The sequence below is a fragment of the Kribbella sp. NPDC020701 genome, from assembly GCF_055562215.1.
Window position 1 is genome coordinate 285,612 of record NZ_JBVHFT010000002.1, and the last position, 15,091, is coordinate 300,702.

A 15,091-nucleotide genomic window follows, 5' to 3' on the forward strand; every position below is an offset into this window, starting at 1 on the left:
TCGTGGTCCTTCTACGCGGTCTGTAGTTCGGCGACGAGCTTCTCGACGCGGGCTCGGATGTCGTCGCGGACTTCGCGGACGACCTCGAGCGGTTGGCCGGCGGGATCAATGAGCTCCCAGTCCTCGTAGCGCTTGCCGGGGAAGATCGGGCAGGCGTCGCCGCAGCCCATGGTGATGACCACGTCGCTGTCCTTGACGGTCTCGGTTGCGAGCAACTGGGGTGTCGCGCCGGTGATGTCGATGCCGACCTCGCGCATTGCCTCGACTGCGATGGGATTGATTTGGTCGGCGGGTTCGGATCCGGCCGACCGGACCTCGACGGTGTCACCGGCGAGGTGGCGCAGCCAGCCGGCGGCCATTTGGGATCGGCCGGCGTTGTGGATGCAGACGAACAAGACATTTGGCTTACTCACGAGGATGCTCCGGTGGTGTCGGTGTGTGGGGTGACGATGTCGTCGGCGGCACGCCCCGCGTCGGCGTACAGCAAAACCACAAGCCCGGCGCCGACGACGCCGCCGAACAACTGAAAGACGATGAACGCGGGCACCGAGCTCGGCGCGATGCCGGCAAAGGTGTCGCTGAACGCGCGGCCGATGGTGACCGCGGGATTAGCGAACGAGGTCGACGAGGTGAACCAGTACGCCGACCCGATGTACGCCCCGACGGCGGCCGGCGCAAGGTTGGCACGGCCGGTCCACGCGAGCGCGAAGATCAGCAGAATCAAGCCCGCGGTGGCCACGACTTCGGCAAGCCACAGGTGACCGGCGGAGCGATGTGTCGTCGACCACGTCACGGCGGTCTCGCCGTACATGAGGTTGGCCAGTACAGCGCCGGCAATCGCCCCGCCGACCTGCGCGGGGAGGTACGCGGCGAGATCGCGAGACGTCAGTCCGGACCCGATGGCACGTCCGAGCCACCAGTCGACCAGCGACACCACAGGATTGAAATGCGCGCCCGAGACCGGCCCGATGGCAAGGATCAGTACGGCGAGACCGAGCGCTGTCGCGAACGCGTTCTCCAACAACTGCAGACCGACATCACCATGAGACAGCGACGCCGCAGCGATCCCGGACCCGACTACAACCGCAACCAGGAGCCCAGTGCCGAGCCCCTCGGCCGCAGCGCGCCGCCACAACGGAGCTACCAGGCCACTCACGCCCGCTCCGGGACAGCGGGTACGGCGAGTTCGTCGAGCAGCCCCCGGACGCGGCGTTCGATCTCGTCGCGAATCGGCCGTACGGCGGCAACGTCGAGGCCGTCGGGGTCGTCAAGATCCCAGTTCTCGTAGCGGGTACCGGGAAAGATCGGGCAGGCGTCGCCGCAGCCCATGGTGATCACGACGTCGGCGGCGCGGACCACCTCATCGGTCCACGGCTTCGGGTACTCGCCAGAGATGTCGATTCCACGTTCGGCCATGGCACCTACTGCGGCGGCGTTCACTTTGATCCCAGGTTCGGATCCGCCGGACCAGGCGACGGCGTTCGCACCCGCGAGGTGCTGGAAGAACCCCAGCGCCATCTGGGATCGGCCCGCGTTGTGAACGCACAGGAACAGGACGACCGGTCGACCGTCGTCGTGGTGACCTTCAACTCGTGCCAGTGCGGTCAGACGCTGGCGGGCGAACCGCTCGGCAAGCAACGGCAGGAAGTTCGGGATCGTGCTGCCGGTGGCGAACTGGTCGTAACTGGAGTGCAGGAAGCGCTCGATCGTCTCCGGCCCATAGATGTTGGCGAACTCGTCGCTCAGCCGCGCGGCAGCAGTGTGGAGCGCGAGGTTCTGGTCGATGGACAGGTTCTGGCGGTGGTGGGCGGCGATCTCGGTCATGATCGGCTCCTGGTGGTGGACTCGGTCGCTTCGTCAGCGAGGGCGGGGGCGAGGCGGTCGATGCGGTCGGCGATGTCGCGGTAGGCGGCTTCGAAGGCTGCGTCAGTACCTGCCGGCGCTGGGTCTGGGACGGACCAGTGCAGCCGCGGTCGTCCGTCGGGATGGAGGTGCTCGTAGGCGTTGTCGCACACCGCGATGACCAGGTCATCGGACTGGACGACGTCCTCGACCTGCGACGTACGCCAGGTGTCCGGGTTGAGTCCGTGCTTGCGCGCGACCCGGACCGCGCCGGGGTGAACGCGGGCGGCAGGCTCGGTGCCGGCCGACAGCGCGGGGACGTGACTGCGCCGCGACCAGACTGCCGCTGCCAACTGTGACCGGGCCGAGTTCTGCGTGCACACGAACACCACCCTCGGCGCCGACAGCACCGGTGCGGTGATCGTGGTCAACACATCCGGAACAAGGCGTACGTACGTACGACGTCGATCGCCCTCGGATCGGGTCCTGACCACCACGCCCGCGTCCTCCAGGACCTTCAGGTGATGCGCAACCAGATTGGTCGGCATGTCGAGCGCCGCCCCGAGTTCACCCGGTGCCACGTCACCGGCGACGAGGGTGTCGACGATCGCCAGCCGCCCCGGATCACCGAGCGCGGCGTGGATCCGGGCTCGATCGGCCAAGGCAGATCGCTCAGTGTTCATTGACTCAATGATCACTGAGCTATTTCAGGAAGTCAATCCACCGCCAGGAGGCCGGCGATCCACTGCATGCGCTCGCGGATCGGCCAGTAGTAGACCCAGGTCCCGCGCCGCTCGCAGTCGACCAACCCGGCCTCACGCAGCACTTTCAGGTGATGCGAGATCGTCGGGCCGGACACGTCGAACCGGGGCGTGATGTCGCAGACGCAGACCTCCCCACCGGCCGAGGCGATGATCGACAGCAGTCGCAGCCGCACCGGGTCGCCCAGCGCCTTGAACGCCGCCGCACCCTCGGCCGCCTGTTCGACATCGAGCACCGCGGACGAGATGGGAGCGCAGCAACCACCCACCGGAGAGGCGATGAGCTCGATCTGCTGTTTAGACATAGATCTATCTTGACTTCCATCTAATCAAGAGGCAAGCTGGGCGCTGATTAGATGAACTTCTAGATAGTGGGGATGAGGACATGACCGAAGCTCCGGTGGTGGTGATCGGCGCGGGCCCGATCGGCTTGGCGGCGGCCGCGCACCTGGCCGAGCGCGGGATCGAGTTCACGGTCCTGGAGGCCGGGCCGAGCGTGGCAGCGGCGATCGACGAGTGGCGGCACGTGAAGCTGTTCAGCCCGTGGCGCTACGACATCGACTCTGCCGCACGGCGGCTGCTGGAACGCGCCGGCGGCTGGACCGAACCCGAACTGGGCACGCTGCCCACCGGCGGCGACCTGATCGACGACTACCTCGAACCACTCACCAAGACCCCCGAGCTTTCCGGCCGCATCCGGTACGACGGCGAGGTCATCGCAGTGACTCGAGTCGGCTTCGACCGGATCCGTACCGCAGGTCGCGAAGACGCGCCGTTCCTGGTCCGCCTCGCCGACGGGTCCGAGTTGCTCGCGTCGTCGGTGATCGACGCGGCCGGGACGTGGCGTCGTCCGAACGTTCTCGGCGGCTCGGGCATCCCCGCCCGCGGAGAGTCGGGCGCGGCTGACCACATCGCGCACGCGCTTCCCGACGTACTCGGCCGCGACCGTGACCGCTTTGCAGGCCGCCGTACGGCGGTCGTCGGCGCCGGTCACTCCGCGTCGACAACGCTGCTGGAACTGGGCGAACTCGCCGAAGAGGTCCCCGGCACGGAGGTGCTGTGGGTGGTCCGCGGCACCGACCAGGCGCGCACGTACGGCGGTGGCGAGGCCGACGAACTGCCTGCCCGCGGAGCGCTCGGCACGCGGTTGAAGAAGCTGGTGCAGTCCGGCCGCGTCGAACTGGTCAGCGGGTTCCGGACCGAGGAACTGGCGCCGACCTCCGACGGCCGCGTGGAGCTTGTCGCCGGCGAACAGCGCGTGGTTGCCGACACGGTCGTGAACTCGACCGGGTTCCGCCCGGACCACGACATGGTCGGTGAGCTACGCCTCGACCTGGACCCGATCCTCGGCTCAACGCGGGCACTGGCGCCGCTGATCGACCCGAACCAGCATTCCTGTGGCACCGTTCCGCCGCACGGCGTCGACGAGCTCGCCCACCCCGAGCCCGGCTACTACGCGGTCGGTGCGAAGTCCTACGGCCGGGCGCCGACGTTCCTCCTCGCGACCGGGTACGAGCAAGCCCGTTCGGTCGTCGCCGCAATCGCCGGCGACTGGGAAGCCGCGCGCGACGTCCGGTTGGACCTGCCCGAGACCGGGGTCTGCTCCTCGAACCTGGCCTACGGTGGCAGCGCCGAGGAGTCCGGCGGCTGCTGCGGCCCCGCACCACAAGCCGTCCCGGCGGGTCGCGGCCTGGCGACGGGTATCACCGGCGGCCTACTGACCGTCATCGACAACACCCCCACCAAGCAGTCAGGCTGCTGCAACTGACGACAGCCACCACCTCGTCGGGTACGGCGTATCGTCGGGGCAGGGGGCGAGATGACGATGTTGACGGTTGCAGCTGTGCAAGCGGCGTACGTGCTGATGGATCGCGGGGCGACGCTTGCCAAGGTGGAGGAGTTGCTGGCCGACCCCGCAGTGCAGGCGGCCGACCTGGTCGTGTTTCCCGAGGCGTTCGTGCCTGGTACGCCGATCTGGATCGACGGGCCGCCGATCTGGGACGGTGACGAGCAGTGGTTCGCGATGCTGGCCGACCAGGCCGTCGTCGTACCGAGCGAGGCCACCGACCGGCTCGGGGCAGCGGCTCGGCAGGCGGGGGTCTATCTGGTGATCGGGATCAACGAGCGCGAGGCCGCGGGGAGCACGATCTACAACACGTTGTTGTACTTCGATGCCAACGGCAACCTTCTCGGCAAGCATCGCAAGCTGATGCCGACCGGCTCGGAGCGCACCGTGTGGGGAATGGGCGACGGCTCGATGCTCGAGACCTACCCGACCCCTTTCGGGCGCATCGGTGGACTGATCTGCTGGGAGAACTACATGCCCCTGGCCCGGTTCTACCTCTACTCGCAGGGTGTCGACGTGTGGGTGGCACCGACGTTGGCGAGAGGTGACGGCTGGATCGCGACCATGCGGCATATAGCCCGAGAAGGCCGCTGCTACGTGATCGGTGCGAATCCGTGCCTGCGTGTCGATCAGATCCCGGCAGATTTCCCCGACCGGGACCGAGTGTGGCGGACCGATCCGGACGACCCCGACTGGGTCGAGCCCGGCAACACGGTGATCGTCGGCCCCAACGGAGAGATCCTTGCCGGACCTGTCCGGCATGCCGAGACCGTCCTGGTCGCCGAACTGGATCTCGCCAAGGTGCGTTCGGCGCGGCGAATGTTCGACCCGGTCGGCCACTACCACCGCCCCGACGTCTTCCGGCTCGCCGTCGACACCGCGCCGCGGCCCGTCGTCACCACACTCGGCAACGGCCTCACCGACGAATGACCATCTCCTGGAGACTTATCACGCCGGGGTGGCCGGTTCGTCCACCCGGCTGCGGCCGGCCTTGCTCGTGACATTGGTGACCGGTGCGATGAATCCCTGGGCACCGGCGACAACGAAGTAGGCCACGCCCAGCAGAATGCTCTCGGTCGCAAGGAAGAGATACATCGACAGCGCACCACCGAGGGCGCCCATCGGTATGGCCGACCGGCTGAGCCAGCTGTGGTTCACAGCAGCGACGATCGCCGCGACCCCGATCGCGAACCATGCCGACGCCTCGGGCCACACTGACACGACGGTGACGCCGAGGAAGCCGGCGAAGACGATCTGCCGAGTGACACTGTTGACCAGCAGCGTTACGCCGTACACCGCGCGCTCGAGCATGGTCACCGGCTGATATGGCCCGACCTTGTCGCCGGAGACCATCGTGATCCTCCCGCTGCGCCGCACCTGCACCAAGCGGATGACCATGACGACCGCCAGAGCGACCGCCAGTGACGCCGAAAGAGAGGCCGCGTTCGTTGGCGACCGCAGACCAAGATATTCGAGCTGACCACCATCGGCGGTTACCACCAGGGCGACTGCCACTGCCGCGATTGCCACGTTCCGTCCGGCGGTGCTGGTGTACTGACGGATCCGGCTATTCGCATCACCGGCGGCAAGCGACTGGACGAGCAGTCGATGGCTGCGGCGTGCGAGCCATGGCGCAACAAGCAACAAGTAGGCCCAGAGGACTAGAGCGAAGGCGAGGTTCCAGCCGCGCACCTCGGCACCACCTATCGGTCGACGGAATGGTGGGAGCACACTACCTGCGGCGCCGATGCCACTGCCGGTGATCGGTGGGACGATCGTGATTATTGCGTTCCAGGACGGATGGGACGTCATGGTTCGCTTGGTGGTGATGCGCCGGTTGGAGGCGTACAGCCGGCAAGCTGAGCTCCAGCCACCCCGACATCGGAAGAGCGGACCGTGCCGGCCCCCACCATTCGTGCCGAGACACGGAAGGCGAACCAGTGCGCGATCGCAAGGCCGAGGGTGATCCCCCAGATGATTCCCCACACGTTGTTGTGCTCGGCGGCGCTCTCCGGTATCGCGATCAAGGAGGCCATCAGGCAGATCGCCACGTAGAGGGCCATCGTCAAGGCTTCTTGCCGAGCTCCAGCCTGTGCTCACCCACGCCCGGCAACGGGGCGGCAGGTTCTTCCCATTCAGCTCTGCGACCGTCCACGCACTCCGCCCAGGTTGGTTGCCGTGGTTGGTGGGTACCGCTGCGGAGTGACTTCTCCGATCGAACAGCTTGCGCCTGCTCTCGATATCGACGCCCGGCTCACCGAGATCGAGCGCAGCTTGGATCTGCTGCTCAACATCACGCCGGTCAATGGGGCAGAGGCCTGGGCGGACTTCGAACGGGGTGATTTCGGGACGGCCCCCACCCTCCGGCTCAGGCCACTGGAATTCGAGCCGGACATGGTGCGACGTGACCTCTACAGCCTCGAGATCGAGAACGTCACCGACCCTGCGCTGCACACACTCTTCCGGGTGAAGCGGGACGAGATCGCACGACAGATCACGGCCCTGGAGGATCGCGACACGTCACGGTTCGTGTACGGATCGCTGCAACTGTACGGCGGGATCGCCCAGCCTCTCGCGTCCGCCGCGGAGGAGCTGCTCGAGACCATTCCAGCCCAGGCTCCCAGCTCCCGCAGTGTCACGGCCGGCGTGTTCGCGGAGGCGGCTCGTGCGGAGTTCGATCGATACCGCGCCCTGTATCCGGACTTCCCGGTGCACGTCGAGGTGCGTGACGACATCTCCGAACTGATGGTGTCGTTCGGTCGGCTGCTCATCCCCGAAGCCGCCGCGATCAGGTCGGACCGCGTCGAGCCCTTGCTGCACCACGAGGTCGGCACCCATGTCGTCACCTACCAGAACGGCGCCAGGCAACCTCTGACCCTGCTGACGATCGGACTGCCTGGGTACGACGAGACCCAAGAGGGTCTTGCCGTGCTCGCCGAGTACCTGACCGGCGGACTGGACCCGCGGCGTCTCCGCGTGCTCGCTGCGCGAGTTGTTGCCATCGGCAAGATGCTCGACGGCGCCGAATTCCTGGAGATCTTCGAGTCGTTACGGGCAGACCATCAGATACCGACGAGGACCGCTTGGTCCATCGCCATCCGGGTCGTCGTCGGGGGCGGTTCCGTGAAGGACGCGATCTACCTCCGTGGGATCACGCGGCTGCTCGAAACCCTCGCAGAGGGCAGCAGCCTCGATGTTCTCTTCGTCGGCAAGCTCGCGTTGGACCACATCCCGTTGATCCAGGACCTGCTCGACCGCGAGGTACTCGAGGCACCGTGGGTCCGTCCACGCTGGCTGGATGTGCCCGGCGCTCAGGAGCGCCTCGACCGACTGCGTGCGGGCGCGTCGGTCACGGACCTGTACGAAGGAACGGTGTCGGCATGAGGCTTGCATTCTTCGTCAACGACGTCGCTACCGAGATCGACGAGTACACGACTACGCGGCTGGCGAGGGCCGCGGCCCAGGGCGGACATGAGGTTTGGTACGTCGGTGTCGGAGACGTCGAGCTCGGTGAGAGCGATGGCCAACTGGTGGCCCGGGCTCATGCCGCAGAGTTCGCGAAAGACGACACGCTCGAGACCTTCATGGAGCGCATCAAGGAACGCGATGCCGAACGGATCGTCATGGACGACCTCCATGCCCTGTTCCTGCGCAACGAATCGATCGCGGATCTGCAGGAGCGGCCGTGGGCAAGTCCACTGGGTGCGGTCTTCGGCCAGATGCTCAAGGCGCGCGGCGTCACGGTGGTGAACGACCCGATGTCGCTCACCCGCGCACCGAGCAAGCTCTACCTGGAGGAGTTCCCGGACAAGATCCGCCCCCGATCGCTCGTGACGCGCGATCCAGAAGCGATCGAGCGGTTCGCCGGCAAGGTCGGGCACTGCGTCGTCAAGCCGCTGTACGGCGCCAAGGGCCGGAACGTGTTCATGATCGGCGATGGCGGCGAAGCGAACCTTGCGCAGATGACGGAGGCCGTGCTCCAGGACGGCTACGCGATCGTCCAGGAGTTCGTCGACGGCGGCGAGAACGGCGATGCCCGGATCTTCCTGCTCGAGGGACAGATCCTCGAGCGCGACGGACAGCCGGCCGCCTTCCGGCGGGTGCCCACGGGCAACGACCCGCGGGCCAACATCAGTACGGGCGGACGTTCGGTCCCTCTCGAGTTCGGTGACACCGAACGCGGCATCATCGAAGCGATGAGCGAGAAGCTCGTGGCCGACGGCATGTACTTCGTCGGCATCGATGTGATCGGCGACAAGGTGGTCGAGATCAACGCGGAGAGCCCGGGCGGAGTGCAAAGCGTCGAAAGGCTCTACGACATAGACGTCTGCCCCACCATCATCGAAACCCTGGAACGCCGTACCGCCTCGAAGCCGTGAGCCGCGGCGGCCTCGGGCAGACCGCGCTCGACTTCGCCAACCACTTCGCCCCGGCCAAGGCGACCTGGCCGTCTTCGATGTTCGCGGCGTTACCAGTTGATCGGGCGGAGTTCGGGGCCGACGATGTGGCCGTGGTGGGGAGAGGTGTGCGCCTGGTCGTGGAGGAAGTGCCCGGCGTACCAGACGACCACGTCGGTGGAGTTGATGGACTCGGCGGTCAGGTACTGGTCGAGGCGGCATTGGGTGTCCGCTGGTGAGCCACCGACGACGCCGACGCCATCGTCGAGTTCGGTGGCCCGGTAGCGGAGGAACCACAGGTCGGCCACGCCGTAGGCATCGGCGGTGCCGTCCGCCGGTCCGGGTGTGATGCCATAGCCGCGGCCACTCTGGGCGTCGAGGACGCGCCAGCGACGAGCGAACAACGATCGCGTCCGCTTCGTCTCCCGGACCAGACGCCACCACGGCGGAAGACCGGGGAAGATCAGGCCGCGCTGCTCGACAACGTCGTTGCCGGCGCCCTCGATGTCGAAGTCCAGGCGCCAGTACACGTGGTGCTGGTGTCGCATGCAGGTCCGGGGATTGCGGGTACCGGCGAACCCGAACCGCGGCGCGATGGTGCCGTCGTCGCGCAGTCGCCAGTCCGACACGTAGCGGTACCAACCGGCTTGGACCTCGCTGACGATGCGCAACTCGCCGTCCTCGTACCACAGCGCGACGCCCTGGAAGTTCCCCGCGTCGGTCCCGGACTCCAGGATCGTTGCCGGCGGGGACGTGCACACCCGCCAGCCCGGCCCGACCGGGTCGAAGCCGTTGGCGAGGAAGGGGGTCTCTTGGTTCTGCCAGTCGCGGAAGGTGACGCCGTCGTCGTAGAGCACGTTGAGGATCGGTACGTGCGCCTGCCACAGGACGAGCCGCCCGCGGTAGGTGACGTGCCTCAGCTCCACGCCGGATCCTTTGCCCAGATGGGTAGGTGCGGACGCGCGCGGCCGGACAACGACCAGATTCCACAGTTCCTGGCCCCCGCGCAGTACCCGGACGCGGACCCAGTCACGGCCTCCGGCGTCAGGCAGGCTGTCGACGCCCACCGGCAGGCTCTCCTCGCAGTCCCCATCGAGCCCGTGGAAGGGATCCGGGTCCCACTCCACGAGCCGGTCGCCGATGTCGACCGCGACGTAGCGGTGCCGCCGTTCGGCCTCCGGGTCGAACACCCCTAACGCGATTCGCCGCAGGGTCGTCCCGTCGTCCCGCTCGACATCCGCCAGCGGTGGCATCGGCTGGTAAACCACGACATCGTCCCGGCCCCGCAGCTCAGCGAACTCCGGGTCATCACGGAGCACCTCGAGCGCAGCACCAAGCTCGCCGCTGGTCGGATTCGGCCGGAAGGCGCTCGGCGTCAGCTCGACGTCGTCGCTGTCGAGCCGACCAGTCACCTCGACCGAGCTGTTCTCTCGCGGGTCGAAGACCATCGCGACGAATCGTGAGCTCTCGTCATGCTTGCGCCCCAGCAGGGTCGGGCCGAGAACTATCAGAGCGGATGGGTCGGCATCACCGAAGTGCTCACGGACCCGTTCGTGGCGCACCAGGACATTCCGCGCTTGCACCAGCCGCTCGGATAGTTCGTCCTCGTAAGGCTCGACGACAACCTCAAGATCCTCAGGCATGGCAACCCCCTTCATTACCTCGGAGGCGACCGGGCCACGACCAGATACATCGGGACCATCTGCGCGGTTCATTGTCGGAGGGGCGTGTTAGCTTGCGGCAACTGGGTGGCGAGAGGGGATGTCATGGCTAGTTTCACGCGGTCCGATGACCTGCAAGGCGCGGAGTTCGTCGAGACGAATCTGCGGGGGGCGCGGTTCGTCGGGGCTGATCTGTCCGAGGTCGTGATGCGCGGCGTCGAGGTACGCGCGGCAGACATCGACGCACCCTGGCTCTCTGACGGCGAGACGTTCTTCCGCGTCAACGGCGTCAACGTGATCCCCTTCGTCGAGGCCGAGCTCGACCGCCGCTTTCCCGGCCGATCCGAGCGACGGGCCGAGGATCCGGACGATCTGCGCGCGGCCTGGGCTGCCCTCGAGCGCACCTGGGCGGCCACGCTCGAACGCGTCGCGGCGATGCCGGCCGACACGGTCGACGTGTCAGTGGCCGGCGAGTGGTCGTTCGCGCAGACGCTGCGGCACCTGGTCCTTGCCACGGACATGTGGCTGGGCGGGGCGATTCTGGAGAAGGAACAGCCCTTCCACCCCATCGGTCAAACAGACACCGGGGCGGGGGACGACGGCCGCTTGGACAGGTCGGTCTTCACGACGGTCAAACCGACGTACGCCGAGGTGCTCGACGTCCGAGCGGGTCGCGTCGAGATGGTGCGCGACTTCCTCGCCACAGTCACACCGGAGTCGCTGGCCGCGCAGCGCAAGAATCCCCACGCCCCCGACTACCCCGAGACCGTTCTCTCCTGCCTGCACGTGATTCTCGAGGAGGAGTGGGAGCACCACCGGTACGCCGTACGCGATCTCGACACGATCGAGGCAAAGCCCGACGCCTGAGCACATGCTGTCGGATCAGCGGATCGCATAGCCGCCGAGGGAAGGTTCGAGCTGTTCGAAGGCCTGGCGCGCCAGGTCGGCGAGCTCGTCCGTCGTTTCGGCACGCGTCTTGCCTTCGAGCGTCATGCGAAACGCTTGCCGGAAGAGGACGCGATGAACCGCGGCGAGCTGGGCTGCGGCGACCGCCAAGGTGATGTCTGCGCCCGTCTCTGTGCCGGTCTCTGCGGCGAGCGTGTCAGCGATGGCCACTTCGCGCTGTTCGTCGATCTCGCGTAGCCGGGCGAGCAGAGCGGGACTGCCGGTGATCATCTTGACGAACCCCTCACTGGCCAGCCCGACCGATGCGTCCTGACGTCTGAGTGCCTCGAAGTACGCACGGTGTAGCGCGGCTAGAGCCGATTCCCCGCTCGCGCGGCCGGCGATCGCTTGTGCGGCGTGCGAGGCGAGCTCGACGTGCTGGTCGAAGACCAGATCCTCCTTGCGCGGGAAGTAGTTGGTGACCGTCATCTTGGCGACGCCGGCCGCCTCCGCGACCTCGGCGATCGTCACCTCGTCGAAGCCACGCTCGAGGAACAGCGCTGTCGCCACGTCCGAGATCTGCTGCCGGGCCAGCTGTTTCTTCCGCTCCCGCAGTCCGGACCCACGCTCACTCATACGTCGCAGCCTAGCTCAATTATGTCCGACCCATAGATAGGTTTGACATAAAATTAGGTCGAGCATATGGTTTTGCCGAACCTAGAGAGACGGAGGTGCGGCATGCCAGTGGAGACCGGTCAACGGGCTGGGAGGCGAGGCGGGCTGGTTCCGCTCGACCCGATGCTGCTGCGGTTGGGCGGCGTACTCAGCCTCGCCGCGGTACTGGCCGGGCTGGACGCGACGATCGTGAGTGTCGGCATCGACTCGATCGCGAGCGATCTGGGTGGACCGTTGTCCACGCTGCAGTGGGTGTCCACGGGCTATCTGCTGGCGATCTCGATCGTCATCCCGCTCTCCGGATGGCTGGCTGATCGGTTCGGTGGCCGGCGAGTGTGGATCGCGTCGGTTGCGCTGTTCGTGGCCGGATCGATCCTGTGCGGCTTCGCCTGGTCGGTGCCCGCGTTGATTGCGTTCCGGGTCACCCAGGGCATCGGTGGCGGAGTGATGCAGCCGGTCGGACAAGGGATCCTGGCACAGGCGGCCGGACCTGATCAGCTCGGCCGGATCGTCGGCGTACTGGTCATCCCGGTGTTGTTCGCACCAGTCGTGGGTCCGGTCATCGGCGGAGTGATCGTGCAGGACCTGGACTGGCGCTGGATGTTCTTCGTGAACGTGCCGGTCGGGGTGCTCGCGCTGCTGATGGCAGTGCGAGTGATCCCTGAGGACCGGCCCGCAGCAGGTCGCGAGCAGCTCGACTGGCTTGGGCTGGGCCTGCTGTCACCGGGTCTGGCTGCGCTGATCTTCGGCTTGTCCGCTGTTGGCGATCACGGCGCCGGCTCTGTCCGTGCGATCGTCCCGCTGATCGGCAGCGTCGTACTGCTCAGCGCTTACTGCGTGCACGCGGTTGTCACGAGGAAGCCGCCGCTGATCGACCTGCGCCTGTTCGCCCGTCGCGGTTTCACCGCTGCCACGACGAATTCATTCCTTCTGGGCGCCACGCTGTACGGCTCGATGCTCGTCCTCCCGCTCTACTTTCAGCAGGTTGAGCACAGGGGTGCCATCGAGGCCGGATTCTCACTCGCACCGCAGGCGCTTGGCGCTGCGGCCATCTCGTACGTCGCCGGCCGTCTCACGAATCGCATCGGTCCTCGTGGGGTGATCTTCGTCGGCATCATGCTCAGCCTGATCGGCACCGTACCGCTGATCTTCCTCGGCTCCGGCCTCGCCAACTGGATCATGCTCCTCGCGTTGGCCGTCCGCGGTGCCGGGATCGGCGCGACGATGGCTCCGGGGATGGCGACGGCGTTCGGCAGTGTCGAGCGGCACCAGGTTCCCCGTGCCGCGAGTGCCTTGAACGTGATGAACCGCGTCGGCGGCTCGATCGGCATGGCAGTACTTGTGCTCATCCTCCAGGGCCAACTGGCCCAACACACAGGCAATCCGGCCGCGGCGTACGGCGTCACCTTCGCGTGGGCGCTTGGGCTGTCGGTCCTTCCACTTTTCCCCGCACTGGCGTTTCCCGCCAAGAACAAGGAGATCCCATGTCCTACGAAGTGATCGTGGTCGGGGCCGGCCCGGTGGGGTTGACGCTCGCGATCGAGCTTCAGCTCGCCGGAGTCCAGCCCCTCGTGCTGGAGCGGCTGGCCGAGCCCGCTCCCCAGCGCAAGTCACGCGGCGTCGGTCCGCTGGCCTTCGAGGCGCTCCAGCGCCGTGGACTCGGCCCGGCGCTCGAGGCCTGCCAGCCCGAGCGGCAGGACGAGAAGAAGCGAGATCATGGCAGCGCGAAGAACCATTTCGCGTGGATCCACAAGATCGATCCTGATCTGCAGGAGGAGCCCGATCGCACCGGGCGGCTGATCTGGCAACCGGACCTGGAGCGGATCCTGGCCGACCACGTTGTTGCCCTCGGCATCGACGTACGGCGCGAGTACACGGTGACCGACCTCGTCCAGCATGCCGAGGGCGTCTCGGTCACAGTCACCACACCTGACGGCGAGCGACGGCTCGAGGCGGCGTACGTCGTGGGTTGCGACGGCGGCCACAGCGCGATCCGCAGGCTGGCCGGATTCGACTTCCCGGGCACCCTGCCGATCATGACCGCGCGTCAAGCCCAGGTCGAGATCGCCGATCCGGACAAGCTCCCTCCGTCCGGCCGGCTCGAAGGCGGGATGTTGATCCACGGCCCGGGCGTGCTGGGTACGTTCGATTTCGTCGAGGGTCCCGACGTACCGCGGGGTGCGGTCACGCCCGAGGAACTGCAGGCGAGCGTACGGCGGGTCGCCGGCGTGGACGTGGACATCACCGAGGTCAGCGACGGACTCCGCTTCACCGACAACGCTCGTCAGGCGAGCACGTACAGACTCGGCCGGATCCTCCTCGCAGGAGATGCGGCCCACGTGCATTCGCCCAACGGCGGACAAGGTCTCAACCTCGGCCTGGTCGACGCTGTCAACCTGGGGTGGAAGCTGGCGGCGCAAGTACGAGGCGTGGCTCCTGAGGGGCTCCTCGACAGCTACACCGACGAGCGGCACCCCGCCGGCGCCGCCGTACTGGCCAACACCCGCGCACAGTCGGCCCTGATGCGCCCTGGTCCCCACACTGACGCACTGCGCGACCTCGTCTCCGAACTCATGGACATCCGCGAAGTCAATCAGTACTTCGGACGCCTCCTCGGAGGCCTCGCACTCCGCTACACCTTCCCGTACACCAAACCCGACGACCACCAACTAATCGGCCACCACTGCCCCGACCTAACCTTCACCACCGCGACCACTTCCGCCCGCCTCAACCAGTTCACCCGCTCGGGCCGCGCCGTACTGCTCACCCCACCCCACACCCCCACCCTCAAAGCGGCCGCCGGCCGGCGCGATCGCCTGGAAATCGTCGAGGTCAACTCCATAGACGACAACCGCCTATCCGCCCTCCTAATCCGCCCCGACGGCGCAATAGCCTGGGCCACCACCCCCGGCGAACCGCCAAACGAGCTGCAACTCCAAACAGCCCTCACCACTTGGCTAGGCGCCCCCGCCTGACGCCAAAGTGGATCTGCTGGATTCGTTCAAGACTTGGTGGGGGGCCGCT

The 15,091-nt window shown here is 67.0% G+C and carries 16 protein-coding genes; 7 read left to right on the top strand and 9 right to left on the bottom strand.

All coding sequences use genetic code 11. From position 1 onward, the window contains the following. Positions 1-11: 11 nt before the first annotated feature. Genes ACZ3HV_RS04845 through ACZ3HV_RS04865 form a run of 5 tightly spaced genes read right to left on the bottom strand, consistent with a single transcriptional unit; the run spans position 12 to position 2,908 of the window. Complete coding sequence (locus ACZ3HV_RS04845; protein ID WP_465680970.1) at positions 12-413, bottom strand: arsenate reductase ArsC; 402 nt, start codon at positions 411-413, stop codon at positions 12-14. Beyond that, positions 410-1,156 (bottom strand): aquaporin, encoded by a 747-nt coding sequence (locus ACZ3HV_RS04850; RefSeq protein WP_465680972.1) that lies wholly within the window; start codon positions 1,154-1,156, stop codon positions 410-412. The genes ACZ3HV_RS04845 and ACZ3HV_RS04850 overlap by 4 nt, the downstream gene beginning before the upstream one ends. Next, positions 1,153-1,824, bottom strand: a complete 672-nt coding sequence (locus ACZ3HV_RS04855; RefSeq protein WP_465680974.1) for an arsenate reductase ArsC — start codon at positions 1,822-1,824, stop codon at positions 1,153-1,155. The genes ACZ3HV_RS04850 and ACZ3HV_RS04855 overlap by 4 nt, the downstream gene beginning before the upstream one ends. Beyond that, the gene (locus ACZ3HV_RS04860; RefSeq protein ID WP_465680976.1) at positions 1,821-2,525 is read right to left on the bottom strand and encodes an arsenate reductase/protein-tyrosine-phosphatase family protein; all 705 of its coding nucleotides are present in this window, start codon (positions 2,523-2,525) and stop codon (positions 1,821-1,823) included. The genes ACZ3HV_RS04855 and ACZ3HV_RS04860 overlap by 4 nt, the downstream gene beginning before the upstream one ends. 32 nt (positions 2,526-2,557) lie before the next feature. Next, on the bottom strand, positions 2,558-2,908 hold the full coding sequence (locus ACZ3HV_RS04865; RefSeq protein WP_465680978.1) for an ArsR/SmtB family transcription factor: 351 nt from the start codon (positions 2,906-2,908) through the stop codon (positions 2,558-2,560). Between the two features lie 80 nt (positions 2,909-2,988). Here ACZ3HV_RS04865 and ACZ3HV_RS04870 point away from each other — a divergent pair, with 80 nt between their 5' ends. Then, positions 2,989-4,371, top strand: coding sequence for an FAD-dependent oxidoreductase (locus tag ACZ3HV_RS04870; protein ID WP_465680980.1), 1,383 nt, complete (start codon positions 2,989-2,991; stop codon positions 4,369-4,371). A 51-nt stretch (positions 4,372-4,422) separates the two neighbouring features. After that, positions 4,423-5,379 (top strand): carbon-nitrogen hydrolase family protein, encoded by a 957-nt coding sequence (locus ACZ3HV_RS04875; protein ID WP_465680982.1) that lies wholly within the window; start codon positions 4,423-4,425, stop codon positions 5,377-5,379. Positions 5,380-5,397: 18 nt separating this feature from the next. Here the strand turns inward: ACZ3HV_RS04875 and ACZ3HV_RS04880 are convergent, their stop codons facing one another. Both ACZ3HV_RS04880 and ACZ3HV_RS04885 read right to left on the bottom strand, forming a co-directional pair. Continuing rightward, positions 5,398-6,261, bottom strand: a complete 864-nt coding sequence (locus ACZ3HV_RS04880) for a hypothetical protein (RefSeq protein ID WP_465680984.1) — start codon at positions 6,259-6,261, stop codon at positions 5,398-5,400. Then, positions 6,258-6,512, bottom strand: coding sequence for a hypothetical protein (locus tag ACZ3HV_RS04885; protein ID WP_465680986.1), 255 nt, complete (start codon positions 6,510-6,512; stop codon positions 6,258-6,260). The genes ACZ3HV_RS04880 and ACZ3HV_RS04885 overlap by 4 nt, the downstream gene beginning before the upstream one ends. A 139-nt stretch (positions 6,513-6,651) precedes the next feature. On the opposite strand from ACZ3HV_RS04885, the gene ACZ3HV_RS04890 reads away from it, so the two are divergent. Both ACZ3HV_RS04890 and ACZ3HV_RS04895 read left to right on the top strand, forming a co-directional pair. After that, positions 6,652-7,833 (top strand): flavohemoglobin expression-modulating QEGLA motif protein, encoded by a 1,182-nt coding sequence (locus ACZ3HV_RS04890; protein WP_465680988.1) that lies wholly within the window; start codon positions 6,652-6,654, stop codon positions 7,831-7,833. Then, positions 7,830-8,828 carry an ATP-grasp domain-containing protein gene (locus ACZ3HV_RS04895; protein WP_465680990.1) on the top strand — a complete coding sequence of 333 codons (999 nt, stop codon included), beginning with the start codon at positions 7,830-7,832 and terminating at the stop codon, positions 8,826-8,828. Before ACZ3HV_RS04890 ends, ACZ3HV_RS04895 begins: the two co-directional genes overlap by 4 nt. An 89-nt stretch (positions 8,829-8,917) precedes the next feature. Here the strand turns inward: ACZ3HV_RS04895 and ACZ3HV_RS04900 are convergent, their stop codons facing one another. Further along, positions 8,918-10,489 carry a hypothetical protein gene (locus tag ACZ3HV_RS04900; protein WP_465680992.1) on the bottom strand — a complete coding sequence of 524 codons (1,572 nt, stop codon included), beginning with the start codon at positions 10,487-10,489 and terminating at the stop codon, positions 8,918-8,920. 123 nt (positions 10,490-10,612) lie between these two features. Between ACZ3HV_RS04900 and ACZ3HV_RS04905 the strand changes: the two genes are divergently transcribed. Further along, positions 10,613-11,374 carry a DinB family protein gene (locus tag ACZ3HV_RS04905; protein ID WP_465680994.1) on the top strand — a complete coding sequence of 254 codons (762 nt, stop codon included), beginning with the start codon at positions 10,613-10,615 and terminating at the stop codon, positions 11,372-11,374. Positions 11,375-11,389: 15 nt separating this feature from the next. On the opposite strand, the gene ACZ3HV_RS04910 is transcribed toward ACZ3HV_RS04905, so the two are convergent. Continuing rightward, positions 11,390-12,028, bottom strand: coding sequence for a TetR/AcrR family transcriptional regulator (locus ACZ3HV_RS04910; protein ID WP_465680996.1), 639 nt, complete (start codon positions 12,026-12,028; stop codon positions 11,390-11,392). A 102-nt stretch (positions 12,029-12,130) separates the two neighbouring features. Here ACZ3HV_RS04910 and ACZ3HV_RS04915 point away from each other — a divergent pair, with 102 nt between their 5' ends. Then, a complete protein-coding gene (locus ACZ3HV_RS04915; protein WP_465680998.1) occupies positions 12,131-13,567 on the top strand; it encodes a DHA2 family efflux MFS transporter permease subunit in 1,437 nt (478 codons plus the stop codon). Next, a complete protein-coding gene (locus ACZ3HV_RS04920; RefSeq protein WP_465681000.1) occupies positions 13,552-15,042 on the top strand; it encodes an FAD-dependent monooxygenase in 1,491 nt (496 codons plus the stop codon). The genes ACZ3HV_RS04915 and ACZ3HV_RS04920 overlap by 16 nt, the downstream gene beginning before the upstream one ends. The last annotated feature ends 49 nt before the right edge of the window (positions 15,043-15,091 follow it).

Excerpts from the sequence above, each read along its gene's own strand:
- ACZ3HV_RS04855 (WP_465680974.1), bottom strand. The coding sequence starts at position 1,824 with ATGACCGAGATCGCCGCCCACCACCGCCAGAACCTGTCCATCGACCAG.
- ACZ3HV_RS04860 (WP_465680976.1), bottom strand. The coding sequence starts at position 2,525 with ATGAACACTGAGCGATCTGCCTTGGCCGATCGAGCCCGGATCCACGCC.
- ACZ3HV_RS04865 (WP_465680978.1), bottom strand. The coding sequence starts at position 2,908 with ATGTCTAAACAGCAGATCGAGCTCATCGCCTCTCCGGTGGGTGGTTGC.
- ACZ3HV_RS04870 (WP_465680980.1), top strand. The coding sequence starts at position 2,989 with ATGACCGAAGCTCCGGTGGTGGTGATCGGCGCGGGCCCGATCGGCTTG.
- ACZ3HV_RS04875 (WP_465680982.1), top strand. The coding sequence starts at position 4,423 with ATGACGATGTTGACGGTTGCAGCTGTGCAAGCGGCGTACGTGCTGATG.
- ACZ3HV_RS04880 (WP_465680984.1), bottom strand. The coding sequence starts at position 6,261 with ATGACGTCCCATCCGTCCTGGAACGCAATAATCACGATCGTCCCACCG.
- ACZ3HV_RS04885 (WP_465680986.1), bottom strand. The coding sequence starts at position 6,512 with ATGGCCCTCTACGTGGCGATCTGCCTGATGGCCTCCTTGATCGCGATA.
- ACZ3HV_RS04895 (WP_465680990.1), top strand. The coding sequence starts at position 7,830 with ATGAGGCTTGCATTCTTCGTCAACGACGTCGCTACCGAGATCGACGAG.
- ACZ3HV_RS04900 (WP_465680992.1), bottom strand. The coding sequence starts at position 10,489 with ATGCCTGAGGATCTTGAGGTTGTCGTCGAGCCTTACGAGGACGAACTA.
- ACZ3HV_RS04905 (WP_465680994.1), top strand. The coding sequence starts at position 10,613 with ATGGCTAGTTTCACGCGGTCCGATGACCTGCAAGGCGCGGAGTTCGTC.
- ACZ3HV_RS04910 (WP_465680996.1), bottom strand. The coding sequence starts at position 12,028 with ATGAGTGAGCGTGGGTCCGGACTGCGGGAGCGGAAGAAACAGCTGGCC.
- ACZ3HV_RS04915 (WP_465680998.1), top strand. The coding sequence starts at position 12,131 with ATGCCAGTGGAGACCGGTCAACGGGCTGGGAGGCGAGGCGGGCTGGTT.
- ACZ3HV_RS04920 (WP_465681000.1), top strand. The coding sequence starts at position 13,552 with ATGTCCTACGAAGTGATCGTGGTCGGGGCCGGCCCGGTGGGGTTGACG.